Source organism: Tardiphaga sp. 172_B4_N1_3 (genome assembly GCF_052076035.1).
Lineage (GTDB): Bacteria > Pseudomonadota > Alphaproteobacteria > Rhizobiales > Xanthobacteraceae > Tardiphaga > Tardiphaga robiniae.
In genome coordinates this window covers 4,274,477-4,296,788 of sequence record NZ_CP197238.1, presented here as the reverse complement: position 1 = coordinate 4,296,788, position 22,312 = coordinate 4,274,477, and the positions used below count along the sequence as shown (strand labels likewise).

24 protein-coding genes are annotated in these 22,312 nt (G+C 62.5%); 13 read left to right on the top strand and 11 right to left on the bottom strand.

What is annotated here, in order from left to right; translation table 11 throughout:
- Positions 1-60 precede the first annotated feature (60 nt).
- The gene (locus AB7783_RS20360; RefSeq protein ID WP_441278631.1) at positions 61-909 is read left to right on the top strand and encodes a methyltransferase domain-containing protein; all 849 of its coding nucleotides are present in this window, start codon (positions 61-63) and stop codon (positions 907-909) included.
- On the opposite strand, the gene AB7783_RS20355 is transcribed toward AB7783_RS20360, so the two are convergent.
- The 4 genes from AB7783_RS20355 to AB7783_RS20340 form a co-directional block, all read right to left on the bottom strand.
- Positions 906-1,304, bottom strand: coding sequence for a (deoxy)nucleoside triphosphate pyrophosphohydrolase (locus tag AB7783_RS20355; protein ID WP_374725597.1), 399 nt, complete (start codon positions 1,302-1,304; stop codon positions 906-908). The genes AB7783_RS20360 and AB7783_RS20355 overlap by 4 nt on opposite strands.
- A gap of 15 nt (positions 1,305-1,319) precedes the next feature.
- Entirely contained in the window at positions 1,320-1,814 is a 495-nt protein-coding gene (locus AB7783_RS20350; RefSeq protein WP_441278630.1) for a hypothetical protein, read from the bottom strand.
- The gene (argJ, locus tag AB7783_RS20345; protein WP_089267694.1) at positions 1,811-3,058 is read right to left on the bottom strand and encodes a bifunctional glutamate N-acetyltransferase/amino-acid acetyltransferase ArgJ; all 1,248 of its coding nucleotides are present in this window, start codon (positions 3,056-3,058) and stop codon (positions 1,811-1,813) included. The genes AB7783_RS20350 and argJ overlap by 4 nt, the downstream gene beginning before the upstream one ends.
- Positions 3,059-3,207: 149 nt before the next feature.
- On the bottom strand, positions 3,208-3,510 hold the full coding sequence (locus tag AB7783_RS20340; RefSeq protein WP_184512165.1) for a hypothetical protein: 303 nt from the start codon (positions 3,508-3,510) through the stop codon (positions 3,208-3,210).
- Between the two features lie 200 nt (positions 3,511-3,710).
- Here AB7783_RS20340 and AB7783_RS20335 point away from each other — a divergent pair, with 200 nt between their 5' ends.
- On the top strand, positions 3,711-4,187 hold the full coding sequence (locus tag AB7783_RS20335; protein WP_089267692.1) for a hypothetical protein: 477 nt from the start codon (positions 3,711-3,713) through the stop codon (positions 4,185-4,187).
- 1,122 nt (positions 4,188-5,309) lie between these two features.
- Here the strand turns inward: AB7783_RS20335 and AB7783_RS20330 are convergent.
- Entirely contained in the window at positions 5,310-6,311 is a 1,002-nt protein-coding gene (locus tag AB7783_RS20330) for a Bug family tripartite tricarboxylate transporter substrate binding protein (RefSeq protein WP_309942508.1), read from the bottom strand.
- A 280-nt stretch (positions 6,312-6,591) separates the two neighbouring features.
- Complete coding sequence (locus AB7783_RS20325; protein WP_441278629.1) at positions 6,592-7,839, bottom strand: MFS transporter; 1,248 nt, start codon at positions 7,837-7,839, stop codon at positions 6,592-6,594.
- A gap of 129 nt (positions 7,840-7,968) precedes the next feature.
- Here AB7783_RS20325 and AB7783_RS20320 point away from each other — a divergent pair, with 129 nt between their 5' ends.
- A complete protein-coding gene (locus AB7783_RS20320; RefSeq protein WP_441278628.1) occupies positions 7,969-8,253 on the top strand; it encodes a type II toxin-antitoxin system RelE/ParE family toxin in 285 nt (94 codons plus the stop codon).
- A gap of 8 nt (positions 8,254-8,261) precedes the next feature.
- Positions 8,262-8,552 carry a HigA family addiction module antitoxin gene (locus AB7783_RS20315; protein WP_441278627.1) on the top strand — a complete coding sequence of 97 codons (291 nt, stop codon included), beginning with the start codon at positions 8,262-8,264 and terminating at the stop codon, positions 8,550-8,552.
- Between the two features lie 90 nt (positions 8,553-8,642).
- Here AB7783_RS20315 and AB7783_RS20310 read toward each other — a convergent pair whose 3' ends face one another.
- From AB7783_RS20310 to AB7783_RS20300, 3 genes are all read right to left on the bottom strand, one after another.
- Complete coding sequence (locus AB7783_RS20310; protein WP_068729346.1) at positions 8,643-9,614, bottom strand: TAXI family TRAP transporter solute-binding subunit; 972 nt, start codon at positions 9,612-9,614, stop codon at positions 8,643-8,645.
- A 39-nt stretch (positions 9,615-9,653) separates the two neighbouring features.
- A complete protein-coding gene (locus AB7783_RS20305; protein ID WP_439065159.1) occupies positions 9,654-10,625 on the bottom strand; it encodes a TAXI family TRAP transporter solute-binding subunit in 972 nt (323 codons plus the stop codon).
- 87 nt (positions 10,626-10,712) lie between these two features.
- Positions 10,713-12,728: a TRAP transporter permease gene (locus AB7783_RS20300; protein ID WP_441278626.1), complete on the bottom strand. Its 2,016-nt coding sequence runs from the start codon at positions 12,726-12,728 to the stop codon at positions 10,713-10,715.
- A 206-nt stretch (positions 12,729-12,934) separates the two neighbouring features.
- Here AB7783_RS20300 and AB7783_RS20295 point away from each other — a divergent pair, with 206 nt between their 5' ends.
- From AB7783_RS20295 to AB7783_RS20265, 7 genes are all read left to right on the top strand, one after another.
- Positions 12,935-13,876 carry a TAXI family TRAP transporter solute-binding subunit gene (locus AB7783_RS20295; RefSeq protein WP_441278625.1) on the top strand — a complete coding sequence of 314 codons (942 nt, stop codon included), beginning with the start codon at positions 12,935-12,937 and terminating at the stop codon, positions 13,874-13,876.
- Positions 13,877-13,905: 29 nt separating this feature from the next.
- On the top strand, positions 13,906-14,907 hold the full coding sequence (locus AB7783_RS20290; protein ID WP_441278624.1) for a tetratricopeptide repeat protein: 1,002 nt from the start codon (positions 13,906-13,908) through the stop codon (positions 14,905-14,907).
- Positions 14,908-14,910: 3 nt separating this feature from the next.
- Positions 14,911-15,444, top strand: a complete 534-nt coding sequence (locus AB7783_RS20285) for a tetratricopeptide repeat protein (RefSeq protein ID WP_441278623.1) — start codon at positions 14,911-14,913, stop codon at positions 15,442-15,444.
- Positions 15,445-15,509: 65 nt separating this feature from the next.
- A complete protein-coding gene (locus tag AB7783_RS20280; RefSeq protein WP_441278622.1) occupies positions 15,510-17,420 on the top strand; it encodes a propionyl-CoA synthetase in 1,911 nt (636 codons plus the stop codon).
- 272 nt (positions 17,421-17,692) lie between these two features.
- The gene (locus AB7783_RS20275) at positions 17,693-17,959 is read left to right on the top strand and encodes a hypothetical protein (protein ID WP_441278621.1); all 267 of its coding nucleotides are present in this window, start codon (positions 17,693-17,695) and stop codon (positions 17,957-17,959) included.
- 179 nt (positions 17,960-18,138) lie between these two features.
- Complete coding sequence (locus tag AB7783_RS20270) at positions 18,139-18,846, top strand: OmpW/AlkL family protein (RefSeq protein WP_441278620.1); 708 nt, start codon at positions 18,139-18,141, stop codon at positions 18,844-18,846.
- 144 nt (positions 18,847-18,990) lie between these two features.
- Entirely contained in the window at positions 18,991-19,209 is a 219-nt protein-coding gene (locus AB7783_RS20265) for an alkylphosphonate utilization protein (protein ID WP_011665834.1), read from the top strand.
- An 11-nt stretch (positions 19,210-19,220) separates the two neighbouring features.
- Here the strand turns inward: AB7783_RS20265 and AB7783_RS20260 are convergent, their stop codons facing one another.
- A complete protein-coding gene (locus AB7783_RS20260) occupies positions 19,221-19,550 on the bottom strand; it encodes a potassium channel family protein (protein ID WP_093757451.1) in 330 nt (109 codons plus the stop codon).
- Between the two features lie 166 nt (positions 19,551-19,716).
- Between AB7783_RS20260 and AB7783_RS20255 the strand changes: the two genes are divergently transcribed.
- On the top strand, positions 19,717-20,307 hold the full coding sequence (locus tag AB7783_RS20255) for an SMI1/KNR4 family protein (protein WP_441278619.1): 591 nt from the start codon (positions 19,717-19,719) through the stop codon (positions 20,305-20,307).
- Between the two features lie 98 nt (positions 20,308-20,405).
- Here the strand turns inward: AB7783_RS20255 and AB7783_RS20250 are convergent, their stop codons facing one another.
- Positions 20,406-21,101, bottom strand: a complete 696-nt coding sequence (locus AB7783_RS20250) for a DUF1013 domain-containing protein (RefSeq protein ID WP_089267677.1) — start codon at positions 21,099-21,101, stop codon at positions 20,406-20,408.
- Between the two features lie 245 nt (positions 21,102-21,346).
- Here AB7783_RS20250 and ispH point away from each other — a divergent pair, with 245 nt between their 5' ends.
- Entirely contained in the window at positions 21,347-22,312 is a 966-nt protein-coding gene (gene ispH / locus AB7783_RS20245; RefSeq protein WP_089267676.1) for a 4-hydroxy-3-methylbut-2-enyl diphosphate reductase, read from the top strand.

The following is a 22,312-nucleotide window of genomic DNA, read 5'->3' as shown; positions in this document are numbered from 1 at the left end:
CCTCCTGCGCCGATCTCAAGCGCGATTGCCAGATCCCTGGTCTTCGGCGTACCAAGCCGCATGGCTCAGACCCCGAATGCCGCACCTATTTTGTTCGATCGCGCTCTGCTGCGGGCGCGGCAGGCGCGTGCATCGCGGCTGGGCGCCGAGAATTTCCTGCTGGATCGTGTCATCGCCGACATGGATGAGCGCTTGCAGGCTGTGTTGCGCCAGTTCGACAATGCCGCTGACGTCGCGACGCCGGGCAACCGTCTGCGCGATGTTGTGGCCGGGCGTGTCGGCCATCTCACACATGCCGACGTGCCCGATGTCGAAAGCGATGGTCTCAATCTCGCGCCGGCGTCGCTCGATCTCGTCATCTCCGCGCTCGGGCTGCACTTCGTTAACGATCTGCCGGGCGTCATGGCGCAGATCCGCCGCGCGCTGAAGCCTGACGGCTTGCTGCTGGCCGCAATGCTTGGCGGCGACACGCTGACCGAGCTGCGGCAATCCTTCGCCGCGGCGGAAGCCGAACGCGAAGGCGGCATCTCGCCGCGCGTCGCACCAATGGCCGATCTGCGCGATGTCGGCGCCTTGCTGCAGCGCGCGGGATTTGCGCTGCCGGTGACCGATGTCGATCGCGTCGTGGTGCGCTACGACAGCGCCTTCGGTCTGATGCAGGATCTGCGCAGGATGGGCGCCACTAACGTGCTGGTCGAGCGCCGCCGGGCGCCGCTGCGCCGCGCGACGTTGCTGCGTATGGCGCAGATCTACAGCGAGCGTTTCGCCGACCCCGACGGCCGCATCCGCGCGACCTTCGACATCATCTGGCTGTCCGGCTGGGCGCCGCATGAGAGCCAGCAGAAGCCATTGAAGCCGGGCTCGGCGAAAGCAAGTCTCGCCGACGCGGTGAAGGGGCTGAAGCCCTAGAGCAGATCGATCAGATGCGGGATCAGCGGGATATCCGCGGCCGGCATCGGATAGTCGCGCAGCTTGTTGGGGCGTACCCAGGCGAGGTTCTGACCTTCCCTGGAGATCGCGAGGCCTTCCCAGCGCCGGCAGATATAGAGCGGCATCAACAGGTGAAAATCCTCATAGGCATGGCTGGCGAAGGTCAGTGGCGCGAGGCAGGCTTCCTTCACGGTGATCCCGAGTTCTTCATCGAGCTCGCGGATCAGCGCGGCTTCCGGCCGTTCGCCGGGCTCCAGCTTGCCGCCGGGAAATTCCCACAGGCCGGCCAGCGCCTTGCCTTCCGGCCGCTGCGCGATCAGCACGCGGCCGTCGGGGTCGATCAATGCGCAAGCGACGACGAGAACCATTTTCATCGGATATATCTCACTTCAAGAGACTAGCGCTGCGCAGCTTGGAATCTCGCCCGGAGGCTGGCGCGTGAACGTCGGGTCATTGTCCTTGCGCGCAGTGCCTGCAGCGGGCTTGATGCGGATATCGACAATCAACGGCTTCGTACCGCGCGGAAATTTCAGCGTATAGCCGAGCGTATCCGTGCCGTCGAACCCCGGGCGGGACCGATACACAACCTCGACGCCTTCGATTTCCATCGGCATGCAGTGCTTGGCGCCACCGAACAACACATTGCTTGGTTTGACCAGGCCGCTGCGCAGGCAGACGAAACCATGAGCGGGTGCGGTGTCGAGCTGAACCTGCGGAATGCCGACGCTCTTGCAGGCATTGTTCCAGCGTGCGCCAATGCCGATGCCGACTTCCTTGTTGCTCTCGGTCGCGCGTCGCATGCGCCCGACCGGCAGGTCCTTGGCCAAGGCCTCCGTCGAAAAGACGATCGCCGCCAGGCCGATGCCCGCGGCGATCCTCTTCACGACCGATAATCGCCGTTGATCGCGATATATTCCTTGGTGAGGTCGCAGGTCAGCACGCGGTCGCGCGCTTTGCCGAGGCCGAGCGCCACCTTGATCTGGATTTTCTGCTCTTTCATCGTCTTCGAGACCTCGGCCTCGTTATAGGACGGGTCGCGCGCGCCGGACTTGGCGACGCGGATGCCGTTGAACGAGATCGACAGCTTGTCGCGATTGGCCGGCTGGCCGGCCTTGCCGACGGCCATCACCACGCGTCCCCAATTGGCGTCTTCACCGGCAACGGCAGTCTTCACCAGCGGCGAATTGGCGATCGACATGGCGATCTTGCGGGCCGAGGCCTTGGTGGTTGCGCCTTCAACGATGATCTCGATCAGCTTGCGGGCGCCTTCGCCGTCACGGGCGACCTGTTCGGCGAGGTCGGCGAGCAGCGTCTGCAGCGCCTTCACGAATGGCTTTAGCCTGACGTCGCTGGCCTTGGTGATCTTCGGTGCGCCCTGGGCCGCCGCGGCACCGGTGGCGAACATCATAAGGGTGTCGGAGGTCGAAGTGTCGCCATCGACCGTCACGGCATTGAACGTGTCATCGACGCCCGCCTTGAGCAGCGCCTGCAAGGCCGGCGCGCTGATCGGCGCGTCGGTGAAGACGAAGGACAGCATGGTCGCCATGTCCGGTGCGATCATGCCCGAGCCCTTGGCGATGCCGTTGATGGTGACTTTGGCCTTGCCGAGTTTCACGGTGGCCGTCGCGACCTTCGGGAAGGTGTCGGTGGTCATGATCGCCTTGGCGGCGTCCATCCAGCCCTCGGGCGTCGCGCTATCGGCCAGCGTGGCGAGAACACCGTCGAACTTGGTGGCGTCGAGCGGTTCGCCGATCACGCCGGTCGAGGCGAGGAAGATCTCGTTCGGCTTGCAGCCGACGGCCTTGGACGCGATGTCGCCGGTCAGCTTGGTCGATGCCTTGCCGGTCTTGCCGGTGAAGGCATTGGCATTGCCGGAGTTGACCACCAGCGCCTGGGCTTTGCCGCCCTTCAGCACGGCGCGGCACCATTCCACCGGAGCGGACGGACACTTCGACGTGGTGAAGACGCCGGCGGCCGTCGTGCCCTTGTCCATCACCGCGAGCAGCACGTCGGTGCGGCCGGTATAGCGGATGCCGGCAGCGGCCGTAGCGAGGCGCACGCCTGCAATCGCGGGCAGTTCGGGAACAGCGGTCGGGGCGAGGGGGGAGACGGGCAGCGACTTGGCCATGAGTGCTTTCAGCTTTCGTAAAAAGATGAAGCGCTCTGTATCACCTCTGCCACCGTGGTGGGAGAGGGCTTCATGGCGAAAGGGAGCAATGTCATGTCTCCGTCATGCGGCACCCGTCCGGTTGCGCATGATCCTGTCCGAAACCGGGACTAGCCCGGGCCGAACTTGAACTTCCCATCATCTTCGAGGAACGGACCGCTGCGCATATAGAGCTGGCCGTTCTCGCCGATAAAGAAGAGTGTGTTCTTCGGCACTTTCTTGGCGCCCTTCAGCAGGAATTTGGCATTGTTGGTGCCCATCTTGTACGCGAAGGTCTTGCCTGACGCGTCGTAGCCATAGCCCATGTCGGGCGAGAGCACCCAGGGCGTCGGCGCCTGAGCCAGAGCAGGGCCGGCAAGGGCCGATGTCATCAGTGCGGCGGCGCACAGCATCGTAAAGGCTCGAGCGGTCATCCCAAATTCTCCGAAAAGTGTTTTTGAAAGTACATCGCGGCTGCGCGGTGGTCTTGAACAAATCACGAACGGTGACAGCCCGTCAATACGACATGCGGTCGCGACAGAGTTTGTTATTTCGCAAGCGCGGTCTGGCGACTATCTTTCGCTTTCGGGCTAAGCCGGTCCACGATGAATGTGGCGATGGGGATGATTCGACAATGCGAGCGATCGTGAAAAGTCTTTTGGTTGTTGGCGCGGTGGTATTGGCGCCCGGTCTTGCTGCGGCAGATGATTTCAAGCTCAGCAACAACCAGCGCATCTCCTGCGGGCGTGGGCTTGCCGCAGGCAAGCTGAGTACGGCGACCTGCCGCTCTTATGCCTATCTGTTCAATGCGAAGACCTCGGAATATTTCCGTTGCTCGGTGTCGCTATCGATGACGCGTGATGCCAAGGAAGTCATCAACGTCCAGAGCGACGGCGCCTGCGTGAAGAAGCCGCGCGTGTTCGATACCGACTCCAGCTATTCCTTCGATGCCACGGAGACCGAGCCGCCGAACACCAATTCGTTCTTCGGCAATGGTGGCTTTGCCATGTGGGTGAGTGACAACACCCAGCAGAAAATCCGTGGCTGCGTCACGATTCCCTCGGGCCTCGGCTCGGACGTGTCGCGCTGCATCGATATGAAGTTCGAGTAGACGGTCTTCCTTTTCCCTCCCCCTTGCGGGGAGGGTGGCCGGCCGCTTGGCCGGTCGGGTGGGGGGCCACAAGCGGCGCTCTCACGTGGGGCACCCCCACCCCGGCCTCCACTTCGTCGATGCTACGCATCGCCTCGTTCGGCCGACCCTCCCCGCAAGGGGGAGGGGTCCTACAAACGCCTATGCGCTATCGCTGATTCAACTGTCAAACAGCTACTGCTTTGCAGACATGCGTCATCACCCCCCATTATTTGCGGCGCGGGGGCGCCGTCGTCTGCTGCATTCCCGCCCCCTTGTGAGAGGGCGTGCGGAACGCCGGGTGCCCGTTGCACCCTTGGGCCTGATGCGAATGCGGTCTTCCGCAACGATAATGCATCAGGACTTTCGGAGGCGCCGAGCGAGTGCCCAGCGTTCCGCCTGCGGTGTTTTTTCGGTTGCTTGCGCTTTGCCTCGACGAACGCTGATCGCGAATTAAAGTCCCAAGGCGATGGGAAGGGAGCCTCAAGCGAGTAAGCCGGACGCGTTTCGATTTGGTCGTCCGTCACACTGTCCAGGGCTCTTTCCATCTCAAGGTCGGCCGTCTCCTTGCCAGTGGCAGTGCTGGCGCAGATCCGTCCTGCCCGAAGACAGACGTCCCCCGTGAACCGCGTAACGCCGCATCTCCGGCGTCCACCGCATCCCACCCCGCGAACGTGACGATCGCGATCGCCCCTCTCGGTGGGGCAGGACGAAGGGGAATATAGTCCAAAAAGGGATGTTGTCAACGGCGGATAGGAAAAAATGTTTGAGTGCATTCCCTCCACTGTCATTCCGGGGCGCGCCCTTGCGCGAGCCAGGAATCCATAACCACGATCGAGCTTATGGATTCCGGGCCTGCGCCCCAGCCGGCTGCGCCGGCCGGGCGCATCCCGGAATGACAATTGAGGACTCAGCGCGTCCGGGCTTACGCACGCCCTCAGGCAAACCAATTGGTTTGCCGGGGAATGACGAGTGTGGAATGGGCGCCAACTGCACTCCCAAAGCAAAAGGGCACACGCGGATGCGCATGCCCTTCGATCTATTCACGCTTAACGAAGCGAGACAGGCAGGCGCGTCTAACGCCCTGCCAACCCTGCGCTGCCCTTACTCCGGCTTGATGCCGGCGAACTGGGCGACCTTGCCCCACTTCTCGATTTCGGACTGCACATAGGCATCCATATCGGCCGGCGAACCGCCGGTCGGATCGGCGCCGAGCTTGATCAGGCGGGCAGTGCCGTCGGTCGACTTAATGAACTTGTCGGTCGAGGCATTGAGCTTGGCGATGATCTCCTTCGGCGTCTTCGCCGGGGCTGCGATGGTGAACCAGGAGGCGGCGTCGTAGCCGTCGACGCCGGATTCCGCGATGGTCGGAATGTCCTTCATCGGCTCCCAACGCTTGCTGGTGGAGACGGCGAGTGCACGGATCTGGTTGCTCTCCGCGAAAGGCTGCGCCGCCGGCAGGTTGTCGATCATCACATGGACGCGGCCGCCGATCAGGTCGGTGAGCGCGGGGGCGCTGCCCTTGTAGGGCACGTGGGTCAGCTTCACGCCGGTCATCGACTTGAACAGTTCGGTCGACAGATGCGCGGTCGAACCGAGACCCGGCGTGCCGTAGAAATATTCATCCGGCTTGGCCTTGGCGAGTTCGATGAATTCCTTGACGCTCTTGGCCGGCAGCGAGTTGGTCACCGAGAACAGGTTCGGCACCTTGGCGATCACGATCACCGAGGCCAGATCCTTCACCGGATCATAGGTCATGTTCTTGAACACGAACTTGTTGATCGCGTGGGTGCCGGGCGTGCCGACCAGGAAGGTGTAGCCGTCGCCTTCGGCCTTGGCGACGAAGTCAGCGGCGATGTTGCCGCCGGCGCCGGCCTTGTTCTCGACGATGAACTGCTGGCCCATCTCTTCGGACATCTTCTGCGCGACGACGCGCGCCAGAATGTCGGTGGTGCCGCCGGCCGCGAACGGAACGATGAACTTCACCGGCTTGGTGGGCCACTCTGCGGCGCTGGCGCGGCGTGACAGGATCGGCAGGGTGCCGAGGGCAGCCGCGCCGCCGAGGATCACGGAGCGGCGGGACGGGAAGCGGATCGATGATGACATCTCGAAGAGTCCTTTTGCATGTCGGACAGGCCGCGCGGCTGCGACGCGCGATCTGATTGAGGGTGTTTAAGACATTGACGGGAGGCCGGGATCAAGTGGGAACCGGCACGGCTGGTACAACGAACCCGAAGACGGTCCGCTCCTGCGACTCATCTGCGCAACCGGCAGGTCTTTCCAGCTTCTCCCGATCAGGCGTTTCCATGGACAACATGCATGGAAACGTACTGGGTGAATGGTACTATGCTGCACTGCGAGTTGCTACCGCAATGCAATACCATCCTTAAGCATTCGGTACTAACGGCTGATGACGTGCGTCGGAAGGTCGCGTCTCCGGCATGGCGACAATGAACAGGATGAGGCCGATCCCCGCCAAAGCGGCCAGCGTCAGAAATGCCGCGCTGTAGCCGGCCTTCACGACGACCACGCCGGCAATGGCCGTGCTGAGCGCGCCGCCCAATCCCGCGGCGGTGGCGATTGCGCCCTGGCTGATATTGAAGTGGCCGGTGCCATAAGTGAGGTCTGCGACCACCAGCGGAAAGATCGCGCCGAAGATTCCGGCGCCGATGCCGTCGAGAGTCTGCACGCCGACCAGCCAGTAGGGATTATCGGAGAGCGGATACAGCGCGCCGCGCAGCGCCAGCACTGCGAGCGCGCAGGCGAAGATCGGTTTGCGGCCCCAGACATCGGCCTTGCGGCCGACCAGCATGGCGACCGGCACCATCACCAATTGTGCCGCGACGATGCAGACCGACATCAGCGTGGTGCCGAGCTCGTTGTTCACCAGTGCGAGTTTCTGGCCGACCAGCGGCAGCATCGCCGCATTGGAGAAATGAAACAGCACGGTGGCGGCGGCAAATATCAGGAGCGGCTTGCAGGTCAGCAGCACCTGAAAGCCGGAAGGCCGGTCGGCGGCATCGTGATCGTGCGTGTCGTCGAGATCGCCGAGGCCGCGGGCCATCTGATGATCGATGGCATCGGCGGGGATCGCCAGCGTCGCGAGGATGCTCGCCGCAGCCATCGCGGCCATCAGCCAGAACACGACGATCGGCCCGAAGGCATAGGCGAAGATGCCGGCCAGCGTCGCTGCCGTCGCGTTGCCCGCATGGTTGAACGCCTCGTTGCGGCCGATCCGGCGCGCAAAGGCTTTGGGGCCGACAACGCCGAGTGTGATCGCCGCCAATGCCGGTGCGAAGACGGCCGCGGCGACACCGGTCAGTGCCTGTGTCGTCGCGACGAACAGGAAGCCGGGGTAGAGTGGCAGCACGATCGAGCCGAGTGTGACGATGACGGCGGCAAGAATGACGATGGCGCGCTTGGCCGTGGTCTTGTCGATCAGGGCGCCGGCAGGGGTCTGCGCGACGATGCCAGCGAGGGCGGCGACCGACATCACGATGCCGATGGAGGCCTCGTCCCATTTCTGGACCGTGAGGAGATAGATCGCAAGATAGGGCCCGAGCCCGTCTCGGACATCGGCGAGAAAGAAGTTCAGCGCGTCGAGCGGATGTTTGATCCTGTTGGCGTCGTGCACGCGTGGTCCTCACGGCACGGCAGTGCCCGGCAGGCAACGGCGCGAAGGCACGCCGGTTCCGCGGTAAAATCCGCGGCCCCCGACCGACCGGCTCATTGAAAAGTAGGCCGTTACGCGATACATAACACCATGATCAAGACCTTCGCAGACAGGCGGACGGCCGACATCTTTGCCGGGAGGCCGATCAAGAAAGGCTTCCCGAACGCCATCATCGATGTGGCGCGGCGCAAGCTGGATATGATCGACAGTGCGCCGACCCTCGAAAGTCTGAAGGTGCCGCCGAGCAACAAGTTGCATCCGCTCAGAGGCGATCGAAAGGGCCAGCAGGCCATATGGACCAACAGCCAATGGCGCGTTTGCTTCGTTTGGCGCGATGGTGACGCTTACGATGTCGAAATTACTGACTACCACTAGGAGATAGCATGAGTATTCCACGCGAGAAGATTCAGATGCAGCGTCTCCCGACTGCGCCGGGAGAGATGTTGCTCAAGGAATTCATGCTCCCCAACGATCTCTCGGCACGTGCGCTCGCGCGCGATCTGGGCGTGCCGCCAAACCGCATCACAGGGATCATCAATGGCAAGCGCGCCATGACGGCCGAAACCGCGGTGTTGCTTGAGAAGCGCCTGGGCATGCCCGGTGAGTTCTGGATGAACCTGCAATCGAGCTATGACCTCGCCGTGGCGCGGCAGAGGCCTTCCGAGGCAGCTTAGTGCACAGCGCGGACTAAACCTGTGACATCATGAAGAAGGCCGCGACACCTGAGTGCGCGGCCTTAAGTCTGGTCTTGTGGCGGGCTGGTCTTACTTCCCGATGCCCTTTTCCTTGAAGTACTTCAGCGCGCCCGGATGGAACGGCACCGGGGAGCGCTCCTGCACCTGGTTGTCGAGCGAGAAGCTCTCGGCCTCCTTGTGCACGGCGACGATGTCGGCCTTCTTCTCCACCAGCGTCTTGACGATGTTGTAGGCGTCGTCGTCACTCATCTTGTTGCCGGTGACGATGATGTTCCAGACTTCGGTATTGGCGTTGTCCTTGTCCATGCCGGGATAGATGCTCTTGCTGATGGTCGAGGGCGAGTACAGCTTGCCGTATTTCTCATTCATCTTGGCGGCAAGGTCGGCGTGGTCGACGAACTTGATCTTCATGCCGGGTGTGGCGGCGAGATCGGTGACGGCGGCAGTGGGCACGCCGCCGACCCAGAAGAAGGCGTCGATCTTGCGGTCCTTGATGGCGTTGACGGACTCAGCGACGCCGAGACGCTCGCGCTTCATGTCCTTGTCCTTGTCGAGACCGGCGGCCTCGATGACGCGGAACGCCATCACTTCGGTGGCGCCGCCCGGCGAGCCCGTGGAGACGCGCTTGCCCTTGAGATCCGACATCTTCTCGATGCCGGCGCCCTCGATGGTCACGATATGCATGCGGTTCGGATAGACCACCAGCAGGGTCTGCAGCGGGACTTTGCCGCTCTTGAACTTGTCCTGGCCGTTCAGTGCGTCGAGCGCGGCGTCGGCCATGCTGAAGCCGAGCTCGCTCTGGCCCGAGGCGATCAGCTTGAGGTTATCGACCGAGCCGCCGGTGACTTCCGCGGTGGCCTGGGTGTTCGGCAGCGCCTTCGACAGCACATTGGCGATGGCGCCGCCGAGCGGATAATACACGCCGCCGGTGCCGCCGGTGCCGATCGCCATGGTCTTCTGCTGCGCGATGGCCGCGCCTGCAAGGCCGGCAGTGGCGACCAGCGCCACGGCAATCGATGTCTTTCTGAAACGCTTGAACATGGTTGTCCTCTCCTCCAGTTTTGATTGATGTCGCGGTGACTATTTCACCGCGCCGACTTCCTTGAGATATTTCAGCGTGCCGGGGTGATAGGGCGCCGGCGACTGCGCTGGTGTCTGCGTGGCGAGATTGATGTTCTCGGCCTCCTTATGGACGGCGACGAGATCGGCCTTGTTCTCGAAGATCGTCTTCGTGATCGCATAGGCCGTGTCGTCCGACATCTTGTCGGTGGCCATGATCTGGTTCCAGGCGGCGAAGCCACGGCTGTCGGTGGTCTGGCCCGGATAGCTGCCGGCCTTGATCACGCTGGGTGCGAAGATCTGGCCGTATTTCTTCACGATCGGCTCTAACAGATAGTCGATGTCGATCAGCTTGATGGTGACGCCGGGCGTTGCGGCAAGGTCAACGACGGCGGCGGTCGGCACGCCGCCGCCCCAGAAGAAAGCATCAATCTTGCGATCCTTGAGCGCGGACGCGGATTCCGCGACCGACAGACGTTCGCGCTTGACGTCCTTGTCCTTGTCGAGGCCCGCGGCTTCGAGCAGGCGGAAGGTCTGCGCCTCGGTGGCGCTGCCCGGCGCGCCGCCCGAGATGCGCTTGCCTTTAAGATCGGCGAATTTCTCGATACCGGTGCCGGCGATGGTCACCACATGGACCGGGCTGGAATAGACGGCGACGATGGTGCGCAGCGGCACAGGCTTCTTGAACTTGTTCTCGCCCTTCACGGCGTCGGACGCGACGTCGCCGGTCATGAAACCGAGATCGGCCTGACCGGTCTCCAGCAGCTTGATGTTGTCGACGCTGCCGCCGGTGACTTCGCCGGTGGCCTGGGTATGCGGCAGTTTCTTCGACAACAGGTTCGCGAGACCGCCGCCGAGCGGATAGAAGATGCCGCCGGTCCCGCCGGTCGCAATGGCGATGGTCTTGTCTTCCGCAGAAGCGCCGGTCGCCGCGCAGGCGATGCCGAGCAGTGCAAGGCTGAATGCCCTGTGTCTGAAAGCTGTCCATCTCATCGCGTCACTCCCTGAAGTCGGCGGCGCCGCTTATCTGCGGCGTCCGCTGTCATGCGATAACTTGACGTTATTCGTTTCTATCGTTGGTCATGCCGGCGCCGGTTGCGTCCTCGTCCTTGCCTGCCACACCAGCACGCCGAGGCCGATGATGAGGCCGGGCACGAATGTGTAGCTGATGTCGCGACCGATGATCGATTCGATGATCGCCTCGATCAGGCTCGGGAACACCAGCAGCAATCCCGATAGCAGAAGCAGGCCGCGCTCGATCGGTGTATTTTGTCGCAGTGCCCAGTTCTGCGCGACGGCGGCGAGTGCCAGCAGTCCCAGCGTGGTCTTGAAGGTGATCTCGACGATGTCCACCCACGAGCCGCCCTTCGGAATGTTCAGCAGCAGGCCGACGCCCTGCGGGTCGCAGACGAAGACGAATGGCACCAGGAAGGCCGGCAGTGTGTATTTCCACGATTGCAGCGTGGTCTTGTAGGGATCGCCGCCGGTGATGGCTGCCGCCGCGAAGGGCGACAGCGCGGTGGGCGGCGAGACTTCCGAGAGGACAGCGTAATAGAAGATAAACATGTGTGCAGCGTAGTCGGGCACGCCGAGCTTGATCAGCGCAGGCGCTGCGATCACCGCGCAGATGATGTAGGACGCGGTGACCGGCACGGCGAGGCCAATGATCCAGACGATCAGCGCCGTATAGATCGCCGTCAGCAACAGGCTGCCGCCGGCATAGGAAATCACGATCGACGAAAACTTGAGGCCGAGGCCGGTGAGCGTGACGACGCCGACCACGATGCCGGCGCAGGCGCAGGTCGTGGCGGCATTGAGCGCTCCGATCGAGCCATCGGCCAGCGCCTTCACCAGCTTCTTCGGCACCAGCGCAGTGTCCTTGCGGAGGAAACTGAGCACGAAGGTGACGAGGGTTGCGTAGAACACCGACAGTGACGGCGAGTAGCCGATGATCATGAAGACGACGACGGCGAGCAGAGAGATGAAGTGGAACCCGTAACGCTTCATCATCACGCCGAGGCTGAGCTCAGGCCTGACATTGACATTGTGGGCGCCGAACCGCTTGGCGTCGATCTCCACCATGATCAGCAGCGACAGGTAGTAGAGACAGGTCGGGATGGTCGCCATCCAGATCACGTCGAGATAGCTGATCTTGAGGAATTCCGCGATCAGGAACGCGGCAGCGCCGAGCACCGGCGGGGACAGGATCGCGCCGAGACCGCCTGCAGCCAGCAAGCCACCGGCAGCGTTCTTCTCGAAACCGGCCTTGGCCAGCATCGGGGCGGCGACGGTGCCGATCATCACCGTGGTGGCGACGCCGGAGCCCGAGGGGCCGCCGAGCAGGAACGACGACAGCACCACGGTGCGGCCCGCGGCGTTCGACTTGTTCCCCATCAACGATAGCGAGAAATCGATGAAGAATTTGCCGGCGCCGGACATCGACAGGAAGGCGCCATAGATTGTGAACAGGATGATCAGCGTGGCTGACACGTCGACCGCGACGCCGAAGATGCCCTCCAGCGTGATGAAGAGATGGCCGACGAGGCGCGGCAGGTCATAGCCGCGATGGGTCCATGGCGCCGGCAGATGCGGGCCGAGCATCGCATAGGCGATGAAGAAAACGGACACGACCGGCATGATCAGGCCGGTCGTGCGGCGGGTCGCTTCCAACAGCAGCACGATGAAGACGATGCCGACGATGACATCCATATGATCCGGCAGTGTGGCGCGGTCGGTGAAATCGTCGCCGCCCCACAGCGCATAGGCAATGGTGCCGATGGCGACGATGCCCGGAACGATGTCCCACCAGCGCACGCGGTTGCGGAAGCGCGCAGCGACGGGGAACAGCAGGAAGCTGAGGATCAGCGTGAAGGCGACGTGGACGTAACGCAGTTCCTGCGTCGGCACGATTGCGTAGGCGGCATAGAGATGAAACAGGCTCATCACCACGGCGATGCCGGTGGAGATCGTTCCGGCCCAGCCCAGCAGGCGATTTGTTGCGCCTTCATCGGCTTCGATGAAGGCTTCAGCCTTCGCCAATGCCTCGTCGGAGACGGCAACGGTGTCATCGCTCGCGTTTGGTTTTTGATCAGCCATGTTTCATCCCCCGGGATATTTCCCGCAGCCGGCTTTGCCGGCCTTATTATTCTGAGTGCGGCGCATTCATGCCGTTTTACCCGGCTGGCGCAAGGGCTTACCGGTGAAACTTTCGTCGCGGCAACGGCGTTCGCTATTGCGACGCCGTTGACCGCATGAGGGCTGCGGTTCACCTTCGCGGCCTGAATGACAGGACTAAAATGAGTATGAGGAAGCGTCTGATAGCCGCCATGACGACTGTGGTCGTCATGTGCAGCGCAGCGGCATGCGCCGAGCCATCGATCACGCTGCTGACCGGCAATACGTCCGGGATCTATTTTCCGCTCGGCGTGTCGATCGCGATGATCTATGCGGATATTCCCGGCGCGAAAGTTCAGGTGCAGACAACCGACGGTTCGGTCGAGAACCTCTCGCGGCTGCAGCAAGGCACCGGGCAGGTGGCTTTTGCGCTCGGCGACGCGCTGAAAGACGCCTGGGCCGGCAATGCCACGGCGGGCTTCGACGGCAAGCAGGACCGGTTGCGGGTGATCGGCGCGCTCTATCCGAATTACATCCAGATCGTTGCCACCAAAGCGAGTGGCATCAGGACGCTGAGCGATCTCAAGGGCCGAAGCCTCTCGGTCGGCGAGCGGAGATCGGGCACCGAGCTGAATGCGCGCGCCATTCTGGGTGCTGCGGGGCTGCGCTATGAGAATCTCGGCGAGATCAGGTATTTCTCCTTTGCCGAATCCACCACGATGATGATCGAGAAGAAGCTCGATGCGACGCTGCAGTCTGCGGGTCTCGGCGTGACATCGATCAAGGAACTCAGCGAAGTCGCGGATATCGTCGTCGTGCCGGTGCCGCCCGCGCTGGTCAGAAAGATCGGCGCGCCATACAAGCCGGACAGGATTCCAACCGGGACCTATGTCAGCCAGAACAGACCTGTGCGGACCGCATCGGTCATGAATTATCTGGTCACGAGCAGCGCGGTGTCCGACGATCTCGTCTATCAGATGACGAAGCGCCTGTTCGACGGCCTCGACGAACTCGCCATCGCGCACCGCGCCGGCCACGAGATCAGGTTGGCCAGCGCCGTGAGCAAACGTCCCGTGCCGCTGCATCCCGGCGCGCTGCGCTACTATCGGGAGCGGGGCCTGATCAGGTAGAGTGGTCCGGCTGGCTTGCTGGGGCTTTCATGGGTCATCCGTTCCGGACATTGGTTCTGTGCGTCGCTCTTGCGGCGCCATCGCTGCCCTATGCGGCCGTCCGGGCGCAGGGCGCGGCCGAGGCCGCTGCCACCTGCGCGAATGACGACACCTTGCCGCCCGAGCAGATGCTCGGCATCTGCGGCCTGGTGATGAACTCGACGGCGGCACTGCCGGACCGCATTCATGCCCTGATCGTGCGCGCCGGGCTGCAACTCAGGCTGGAACAGGTCGACCTCGCCGTTGCGGATGGTGATCTGGCGGTTCAGCTCGATCCCCTCTCGGCTGCAGCGTTCGAAGCCCGCGGCAAGGCGCTTGCAGCCGGCAAGAAGTTCGACCGTGCGCTCGACGATTTCGACCACGCGATCAGGCTGCGGCCGTACGAGGCCCAATTATTTGCGAGCCGCGCCGCGACCTTCGCATCGATGCACGAAAATCGATTGGCCGTTCGCGATTATAACGAGGCGGTCCGCCTCGATCCCACGCGGGTGCAGGGTCTCATCGATCGCGCCGCGGCCTATGCCAAGGTCAAGCGCTTCGATCTGGTGATCGACGACCAGAGCGACATCATTCGCCTGGAGCCGACCGCGGACCATTATGATGCGCGGGGTCAGTCCTATGCGCGCAACAATGCCTATGGCCGCGCGATTGCGGATTTCGACGCGGCGATCCGGCTGGAGCCGAAGGCGAGCTATTTCGTGAACCGCGGAAATTCCTTCAGCCTCAGCGGCGCCTATGATCGTGCTATCACCGACTACACGACGGCGCTGCAGCTTCAGCCGGAGCTGGCGATGGCCTATAACAATCGCGGCGTCGCCTGGCGCGACAAGGGCGACCCTGCGCGCGCTCTGGCCGATTTCGACGCAGCCGTTCAGATCGATTCAACGCTGGATATCGCTTTGCGACATCGCAAGCAGCTTGAGAAATATCGGGTGGCGGCGCGCAAGCCGGCGATCGGATTGCATCCATCCGCCGATGCGAGCACGCGATAGACAATGACTTTTCGCAATTCATATGTTGGCAGCGTGCCGCGCGTCATCGGCGTCCTGCTCGTATTATGTTGCGTGGCTCCCGACAGGGCATGGCCGGCGGTCAACGAACCCGCAGCCACCGCGCCCGTCGATCCCGCGCTGTGCGTTGCGGCAGTCGCCTCAGGCGATGATGACAGGATTGTCGCGGTTTGCAGCACGCTGATCGACAACGAAAAGACCGAGCGGGCCGACCGGCTGAAAGCACTGATTGCGCGGGCCGGCGTCTATATGCGTAAGGATCAGACCGATCGCGCTATCGCCGATTATGACGCGGCGCTGCGGCTCGATCCGACGCAGGCCGTTCTGTTCAATGCGCGCGGCGAACTCTGGCGCAAGAAGGGCGATCGGCCGCGCGCGGTCCGGGATTTTGGCGCCGCGATCAAGCTCGATCCGCAACTCGATGTGGCGCGCGCCAATTACAAGGCGCTGGCGCAGGAAATCGAGCGGATCGGCGTAGAGATGTCGGTCAAGCCACAACCAAAGGCACCCTTGAAATAGCCGGCGATCCCGTGACAATCAGTGTGCAATGAACCCGGCGGTAAAGCCGGGGCGGGAGAGACGCCATGACGACCAACGTATCCAGCCGCTATCACGACGTCCACGCGCAGTCGCTGTCCGATCCGGAAGGTTTCTGGAGCGAAGCCGCGAAGGCGATCGACTGGATTGCGCCAGCGAAGAAGGTGTTCGATCCGTCCGTGGGTCTCTACGGCCGCTGGTTCGTCGGCGGCGTGCTCAACACCTGCTACAACGCGCTGGATCGCCATGTCACGCGTGGCCGCGCCGATCAGGTTGCGCTGATCCACGACTCGCCGCTGACGGGTGAGATCCGGAAATTCACTTATGCGCAGCTGCTCCATGAGGTGCAGGTGCTCGGCGCCATCCTGCAGGACCTTGGCGTCGGCAAGGGCGATCGCGTCATCCTCTATATGCCGATGGTGCCTGAGGCTGTGGTCGCCATGCTCGCCTGTGCGCGCATCGGCGCGGTGCATTCGGTGGTGTTCGGTGGCTTCGCGGCGAAGGAACTCGCGACACGCATCGACGATGCGCGGCCGAAGCTGATCCTGTCGGCGAGCTGCGGGATCGAGCCCGGCCGCATCGTGCAATACAAGCCGCTGCTGGATGAAGCGATCGCGCTCGCCAGTGCGAAGCCGGATGCCTGCATCATCCTGCAGCGGCCGCAGCATGGCTGCGACCTGGTGGCCGGCCGCGATCACGACTGGGCCGAATTGCGCAGCAAGGCGATAGCGGCGAAGAAGTCCGCGGATTGCGTGCCGGTGCTGGCGACGGATCCGCTCTACATCCTCTATACGTCCGGCACGACCGGCAAACCGAAGGGCGTGGTGCGCGACAATGGCGGCCACGCGGTCGCGCTCGCCTGGTCGATGGAGAATCTCTACGGCGTGAAGCCGGGTGAGGTCTGGTGGTGCGGCTCCGACATCGGCTGGGTGGTCGGCCATAGCTACATCGTCTATGCGCCGCTGTTCCATGGCGCGACCTCGATCATGTATGAAGGCAAGCCGGTCGGCACGCCGGATGCCGGCGCGTTCTGGCGCGTCATCTCCGAACACAAGGCCGTTGCTTTCTTCACGGCCCCGACCGCCTTCCGCGCCATCCGCAAGGACGATCCGGACGGCAGCTTCATCCGCAAATACGATCTGTCGCATTTCCGCACGCTGTTTCTCGCCGGCGAGCGCGCCGATCCGCCGACGGTGGACTGGGCCGAGAAGCAGCTGAAGGTGCCGGTGATCGATCACTGGTGGCAGACCGAGACCGGCTGGTGCATCGCCGGCAATCCGGTGGGCCTTGGCCAGTTGCCGGTGAAGCACGGATCGCCAACCGTGCCGATGCCCGGCTACAAGATCGAGGTGGTCGACGAAGCATCGAAGCCGCTGCCTGCCGGCACCATGGGCTCCATCGTGATTAAGCTGCCGATGCCGCCGGCCTGCCTGCCGACATTGTGGGAGCAGGACGAGCGCTGCAAGGAAGCCTATTTCAACGAATTCCCCGGCTACTACAAAACGTCCGATGCCGGCTACCTGGATGACGACGGCTATGTCTATGTGATGGGCCGTACCGACGACATCATCAATGTCGCCGGCCATAGGCTCTCGACCGGTGGCATGGAAGAGATTCTGGCCTCGCATCCCGACGTCGCCGAATGCGCCGTGCTGGGGATCAAGGATACCATCAAGGGCGAGGTGCCCTGCGGTTTCCTGGTGCTGAAGGCCGGCGTGGAGCGGCCGGTTGCTGACATCGAGAAGGAAGTGGTCGCGCTGGTGCGCGAAAAGCTCGGCCCCGTCGCGGCGTTCAAGCTCGCCATCGCCGTCGGGCGCCTGCCGAAGACGCGGTCCGGCAAGATTCTCCGCGGCACCATCAAGAAGATCGCGGACGGTGACAGCTGGACCATGCCCGCGACCATCGAGGATCCGAAGTCGCTGGACGAAATCGGCGCGGCGTTGAAGGGCAGGGTGTAGCATCGCTCCTTGCGTAGGACGGGTAGAGCGGAGGCGCGTCGCGCCGCAGCGAAACCCATCGATGGGTGTGGACGGCCGATGGGTTTCGCGAAGACGCTCTACCCATCCTACGGCTTCCCCAACATCTACCTTACAAATCTCGCATTTGGCGTTAAACACTCTCACGTCATGCCCGGGCTTGACCCGGGCATCCATCTTCCTTTCAAACGGCAAAGCTGGATTGCCGGGTCAAGCCCGGCAATGACAGAGAAGATCAAGTAACGGAACCATGCATGCGACTGACCTCGACCTCTCTCATCGCGCTGACACTGACAGCGATGCTGCTCAGCGCCTGCGCGCGCCGCACCGATGTTCCGATGTCGAGCCTTGGCGATGACGATGACGCGATCTGCCGCGCCAATGGTGTCGTTGTCGGCTCGCCGGAATATGCGGCCTGTCGCAAGGACCGCGACGTTCAGCGCAGCAATTCGATCCAGCGCGCCGATCGTGCGCAGCGCAATCTCGGCGAATACATGCTGAACAATCCGAACCGGCCGTAACGCCGCGGATTGATATTCCGCAACACTGTGTCTCCCAAAGGCAACGACCGCGCAGCGAGACGCTGTGCGGTCGTTTGCTTTTGATTGAGATCAACGTGTGAGCGCCGCGGCGAGCGTCTTTCGGATTTGATCGGGTGAGATCGTTCACCCGAACGAATCGAAAGACAGGGCGCTTCGCGATGAAGAGAATTTTGACGACGATGTCGTTGCTGATGGCGGCAACGGCACTGACTGGCATGGTGGCGACCAGCATGGCGACGACGGCAGGTGCTGCCGATCTTCCGGCCGCGGCGCCGTATACCAAGGCGCCGGTGGTCGAGGCGTGGAATCCCTGGATGATCCGCCTGCGCGTGCTCGGCGTCATTCCGGAAAATGGGGGTACGGTTCACCAGGTGCCGGGCTCCAGCCTGAAGACCTCCGATCAGGTCGTTCCCGAACTCGACATCTCGTATTTCTTCACGCCGAACCTCGCAGCCGAATTGATCCTTGGCGTCACCAAGCACCACGTCACCGGCGACGGCGCGATCGCCGGCCTCGATGTCGGCAAGGCCTGGCTGCTGCCGCCGACGCTGACCTTCCAATATCACTTCACGCAGTTCGGCGCCTTCAAGCCCTATATCGGCGCTGGCGTGAACTACACCTGGTTCTTCAGCCAGAGTGCCAGCGGCGTGGGCGTGACGAGCAGCCGTCTGAAAGACGCCGCGGCGCCGGTGCTGCAGTTCGGCTTCGACTACATGATCGACAAGCATTGGGGCTGGAACGTCGACGTGAAGAAGATGTGGATGCGTCCGGATTGGGAAGGCACGCTGGCCAGCGGCGCGGCGATCACCGGTCAGGTCAAGCTCGATCCGTGGCTGGTTGGCACCGGCATCACCTACAAGTTCTGATCCTTTCGATCTCTCACTGTGTGACTGAAGGGCCGATGTCAGTCGGCCCTTCTTTTTTGCGATTTTGCCGTGCCACTGTTGCTTTCGGCGCTCCCATCCTGTTGGGTGCCCCGCTCCACACCACCGCACCATCAGGACAACATCATGGACATCAAGGTCAGGGATTCGAACGGCGCACTGCTCGCTGAAGGCGATACCGTCACGCTGATCAAGGACCTCAAGCTGAAAGGCTCGTCCACCGTGCTCAAGCGCGGCACCGTGATCAAGAACATCCATCTGACCGATAATGAAGACGAGATCGAAGGCCGCACCGACAAGGTGAAAGGCCTGGTGCTGCGCACGGAATTTCTGAAGAAGGCGTGACGGCTACGATATCACTCCCGGCCTTCCTCATGCTCTCGGAACGTCGATAGCCGCGACAGGAATGCCAGCATCAGTCCGATGCCGCAGATCGAGAACAGCATTGTGAAGATCTTGGCGATGGCGGTGGTTGGCGACAGCGTGGCGTCGCCGACGGTGGTGAGCGCCATCGCGCTGAAATAGGCGGCGTCGATCCACGGCCAGCCTTCCACGGCGTGAAAGAACACGGCGCCGCCGGTCATGGCGATGGCCAGCAAAAACAGGATCGCGCGAAATTCGGGATCGCGCAGACCGCGGCGGAAGCCGGCCAGCAAGCGCATCAGACCAAGCCAGAGAGATGCCATCGTCGCCACTCCATGCGTTGCCGTCCATGCGCGATGTCGCAGGATTCGATGGCGTTTGGAAAGTGAAGATTATGCGTCGGGCGCGACCATGAACCTTGCCTTACCTCTGCAGCACCAAGGGAGGCACCGCTCAGGCGGGATCCTTTACGCATAAGCGGAGTACATGATGGCGAACGAGTTCAGGTTCGAAGACTATCCCGATGCGATGACATTCAAGCCGGTGACGGAGAAGGCGATTGCAGCTTTTGCCGCCGAGCAGGGTATCGAATTCTCATCCGACTATACGGCGTTTCTGAAAGCGAATAACGGCTTCTATTTCGATCTCGACACAGCCAGCCCGCTGGCTGATGGCGTCGAGACATTCGATTCAATTCGCTATCTGCACGGCCTCGATACCGGCTTCGAATATAACGACATAGGGGTATTCTTGGCCAAAGCCGATCTCTGGGACCAAGCGTTTCGTGCGTTCTGCTATCCGGTGGCGGAAAGTCACGGCGGCGATCCGATCGTCGAAATCTACAAGGGTAAGGCGAAGGGCAAGATCTACTTCGTCGATCACGAGGTCATCCCGGACATCAGCGAACTGGCTGATGCAGGCGTGAACCTGGAGAATGCCGACGACGTCCTCGCTTACATGATCGACAGACAGGGCTGCTTCATCGAAGTCGCCACGTCGTTCTCGAATTTCATCGGCAAGCTGGTGGCATATGACGATGACGGCAGCATCAATGTCAGCATCCGTCGCCCGCTGGCGTAAGCGGGCGGCGCATCACCTGAAACAAAAACGCGGCGGGATGAACCGCCGCGTTTTCAATTCTGTCCTTGCCGCCGCGCATCTGCGCGCAGCGCAGCCGCTTATTCGTCGTCGTCCTGCTTCTTGCTGCCGCCGATGCCCTTCAGCTTGGCGAACACGGCGTCGACATTGAGGTCGCCGCTGCCGCTCTCGGCGGTCTCCAGCTCATCCTTGCGGGTGGTTTCCGAGGCCGGCAGTAGGGTCGCGCCGCCGTAAGCCTGGTCGGTCGGTTTTTCCTTGGCCGCGCGCTGCACCTCGAAATCGAGTTCGATCTGCGAGCACAGGCCGAGGGTCACCGGATCCATCGGGGTGAGGGTCGAGGCATTCCAGTGGGTGCGGTCGCGGATCGAGGCGATGGTGGTCTTGGTGGTGCCGACCAAGCGCATGATCTGGCTGTCTTTCAGCTCGGCATGGTTACGCACGAGCCACAGGATCGCGCTCGGGCGCTCATGACGGCGCGACACCGGGGTGTAGCGCGGGCCCTTCTTCTTGGCGGCTGGCGGCAGGATCACCTTGCTCTCTTCGAGCTTGAGCCGATAATTCTTGTCCTTCTCGCCCTTTTCGATCTCATCGCGGGTCAGCTGCCCGTTGGAAATCGGGTCCATGCCCTTGATCCCCTGGGCGGCGTCGCCGTCGGCAATGGCGCGGATCTCGAGCGGGTGCATCTTGGTGAAATCGGCGACCTGATCGAAGGTCAGCGCCGTATTGTCGACCAGCCACACGGCCGTCGCCTTTGGCATCAGCGGGGCATTGCTCATGGCACATCTCCTTTGCGCTTCGCCCACCTCTTTCGGAGGCGAAGCCGTCTGGTCATCGGTGATGACGGGAATTAAGGCTCTATATAATCTGTCAGAGGGCAACCGCGCAATGCCCGGCAGTTCGGCCTTGACAGCGCCGCAAACCGGCCCCAAGTCCTTATTCAGACAAGCTCTTTGGCTGAATTTTGCCAATCTGACCCATAGCACCTGCCATTTTGGTGCCCAGGCCCCTGGATCGCCCCGATATGACGACCAAACCGTCCCTGAAAATCGTTCTTTGTTCGCCGCGCGGCTTCTGCGCAGGCGTCGTCCGGGCGATCGATACGGTCGAACGCGCACTCGCCATCCATGGCGCACCGGTCTATGTCCGGCATGAGATCGTCCATAACAAGTATGTGGTGGACAGCCTGAAGACCAAGGGCGCGATTTTCGTCGAGGAACTCGCCGAAATCCCGGACAACACCTCCGCGCCGGTAGTATTTTCCGCCCATGGCGTGCCGAAATCGGTTCCTGAGGATGCCCGTCAGCGCAATTTCTTCTCGCTGGACGCAACCTGCCCGCTGGTCACCAAGGTGCACCGCGAGGCGGCGATCCACTTCAAGCGCGGTCGTGAGATCCTGCTGATCGGGCATTCGCACCATCCGGAAGTGGTCGGCACCGTCGGCCAGCTGCCGCCTGGTGCTGTGCAGCTCATCGAGACCGCTGGAGACGCACAGACCTTCCAGCCGAAGGATCCGAACAATCTCGCTTTCGTGACCCAGACGACGCTGTCGATCGACGACACCGCCGAGATCGTCGAAGTGCTGAAGAGCCGCTTCCCCACGATCAACGGGCCGCACAAGGAAGACATTTGCTACGCCACCACCAACCGCCAGCTTGCCGTGAAGAAGGTGGCGCCGGTGGTCGATGCGCTGATCGTAGTCGGCGCGCCGAACTCGTCGAACTCGCAGCGTCTGCGCGAAGTGGCCGAGCGCGAGGGCTGCAGGGTTTCGGTGTTGGCACAGCGCGCCAGCGATCTCGACTGGAGCATGTTCGAGGGCATCACCAGCCTCGGCATCACGGCAGGCGCCTCGGCGCCGGAAGTGATCGTCGAAGAGATCATGGACGCCTTCGCGCAGCGTTATGAGCTGCATGTGGAGACGGTGTCGGCTGCTGAAGAAAACGAATTCTTCCCGCTGCCGCGTTCGCTGCGTCCCGAGGCCGCGGCGTAA

Bases quoted from the DNA above. Each gene is read 5' to 3' on its own strand.
- AB7783_RS20310 (WP_068729346.1), bottom strand. From the start codon at position 9,614: ATGTTCAAGCGTTTCAGAAAGACATCGATTGCCGTGGCGCTGGTCGCC.
- AB7783_RS20360 (WP_441278631.1), top strand. From the start codon at position 61: ATGGCTCAGACCCCGAATGCCGCACCTATTTTGTTCGATCGCGCTCTG.
- AB7783_RS20280 (WP_441278622.1), top strand. From the start codon at position 15,510: ATGACGACCAACGTATCCAGCCGCTATCACGACGTCCACGCGCAGTCG.
- AB7783_RS20315 (WP_441278627.1), top strand. From the start codon at position 8,262: ATGAGTATTCCACGCGAGAAGATTCAGATGCAGCGTCTCCCGACTGCG.
- AB7783_RS20355 (WP_374725597.1), bottom strand. From the start codon at position 1,304: ATGAAAATGGTTCTCGTCGTCGCTTGCGCATTGATCGACCCCGACGGC.
- AB7783_RS20250 (WP_089267677.1), bottom strand. From the start codon at position 21,101: ATGAGCAATGCCCCGCTGATGCCAAAGGCGACGGCCGTGTGGCTGGTC.
- AB7783_RS20330 (WP_309942508.1), bottom strand. From the start codon at position 6,311: ATGTCATCATCGATCCGCTTCCCGTCCCGCCGCTCCGTGATCCTCGGC.
- argJ (WP_089267694.1), bottom strand. From the start codon at position 3,058: ATGGCCAAGTCGCTGCCCGTCTCCCCCCTCGCCCCGACCGCTGTTCCC.
- AB7783_RS20290 (WP_441278624.1), top strand. From the start codon at position 13,906: ATGGGTCATCCGTTCCGGACATTGGTTCTGTGCGTCGCTCTTGCGGCG.
- AB7783_RS20300 (WP_441278626.1), bottom strand. From the start codon at position 12,728: ATGGCTGATCAAAAACCAAACGCGAGCGATGACACCGTTGCCGTCTCC.
- ispH (WP_089267676.1), top strand. From the start codon at position 21,347: ATGACGACCAAACCGTCCCTGAAAATCGTTCTTTGTTCGCCGCGCGGC.
- AB7783_RS20305 (WP_439065159.1), bottom strand. From the start codon at position 10,625: ATGAGATGGACAGCTTTCAGACACAGGGCATTCAGCCTTGCACTGCTC.
- AB7783_RS20295 (WP_441278625.1), top strand. From the start codon at position 12,935: ATGAGGAAGCGTCTGATAGCCGCCATGACGACTGTGGTCGTCATGTGC.
- AB7783_RS20260 (WP_093757451.1), bottom strand. From the start codon at position 19,550: ATGGCATCTCTCTGGCTTGGTCTGATGCGCTTGCTGGCCGGCTTCCGC.
- AB7783_RS20340 (WP_184512165.1), bottom strand. From the start codon at position 3,510: ATGACCGCTCGAGCCTTTACGATGCTGTGCGCCGCCGCACTGATGACA.
- AB7783_RS20255 (WP_441278619.1), top strand. From the start codon at position 19,717: ATGGCGAACGAGTTCAGGTTCGAAGACTATCCCGATGCGATGACATTC.
- AB7783_RS20285 (WP_441278623.1), top strand. From the start codon at position 14,911: ATGACTTTTCGCAATTCATATGTTGGCAGCGTGCCGCGCGTCATCGGC.
- AB7783_RS20270 (WP_441278620.1), top strand. From the start codon at position 18,139: ATGAAGAGAATTTTGACGACGATGTCGTTGCTGATGGCGGCAACGGCA.
- AB7783_RS20320 (WP_441278628.1), top strand. From the start codon at position 7,969: ATGATCAAGACCTTCGCAGACAGGCGGACGGCCGACATCTTTGCCGGG.
- AB7783_RS20335 (WP_089267692.1), top strand. From the start codon at position 3,711: ATGCGAGCGATCGTGAAAAGTCTTTTGGTTGTTGGCGCGGTGGTATTG.
- AB7783_RS20275 (WP_441278621.1), top strand. From the start codon at position 17,693: ATGCGACTGACCTCGACCTCTCTCATCGCGCTGACACTGACAGCGATG.
- AB7783_RS20265 (WP_011665834.1), top strand. From the start codon at position 18,991: ATGGACATCAAGGTCAGGGATTCGAACGGCGCACTGCTCGCTGAAGGC.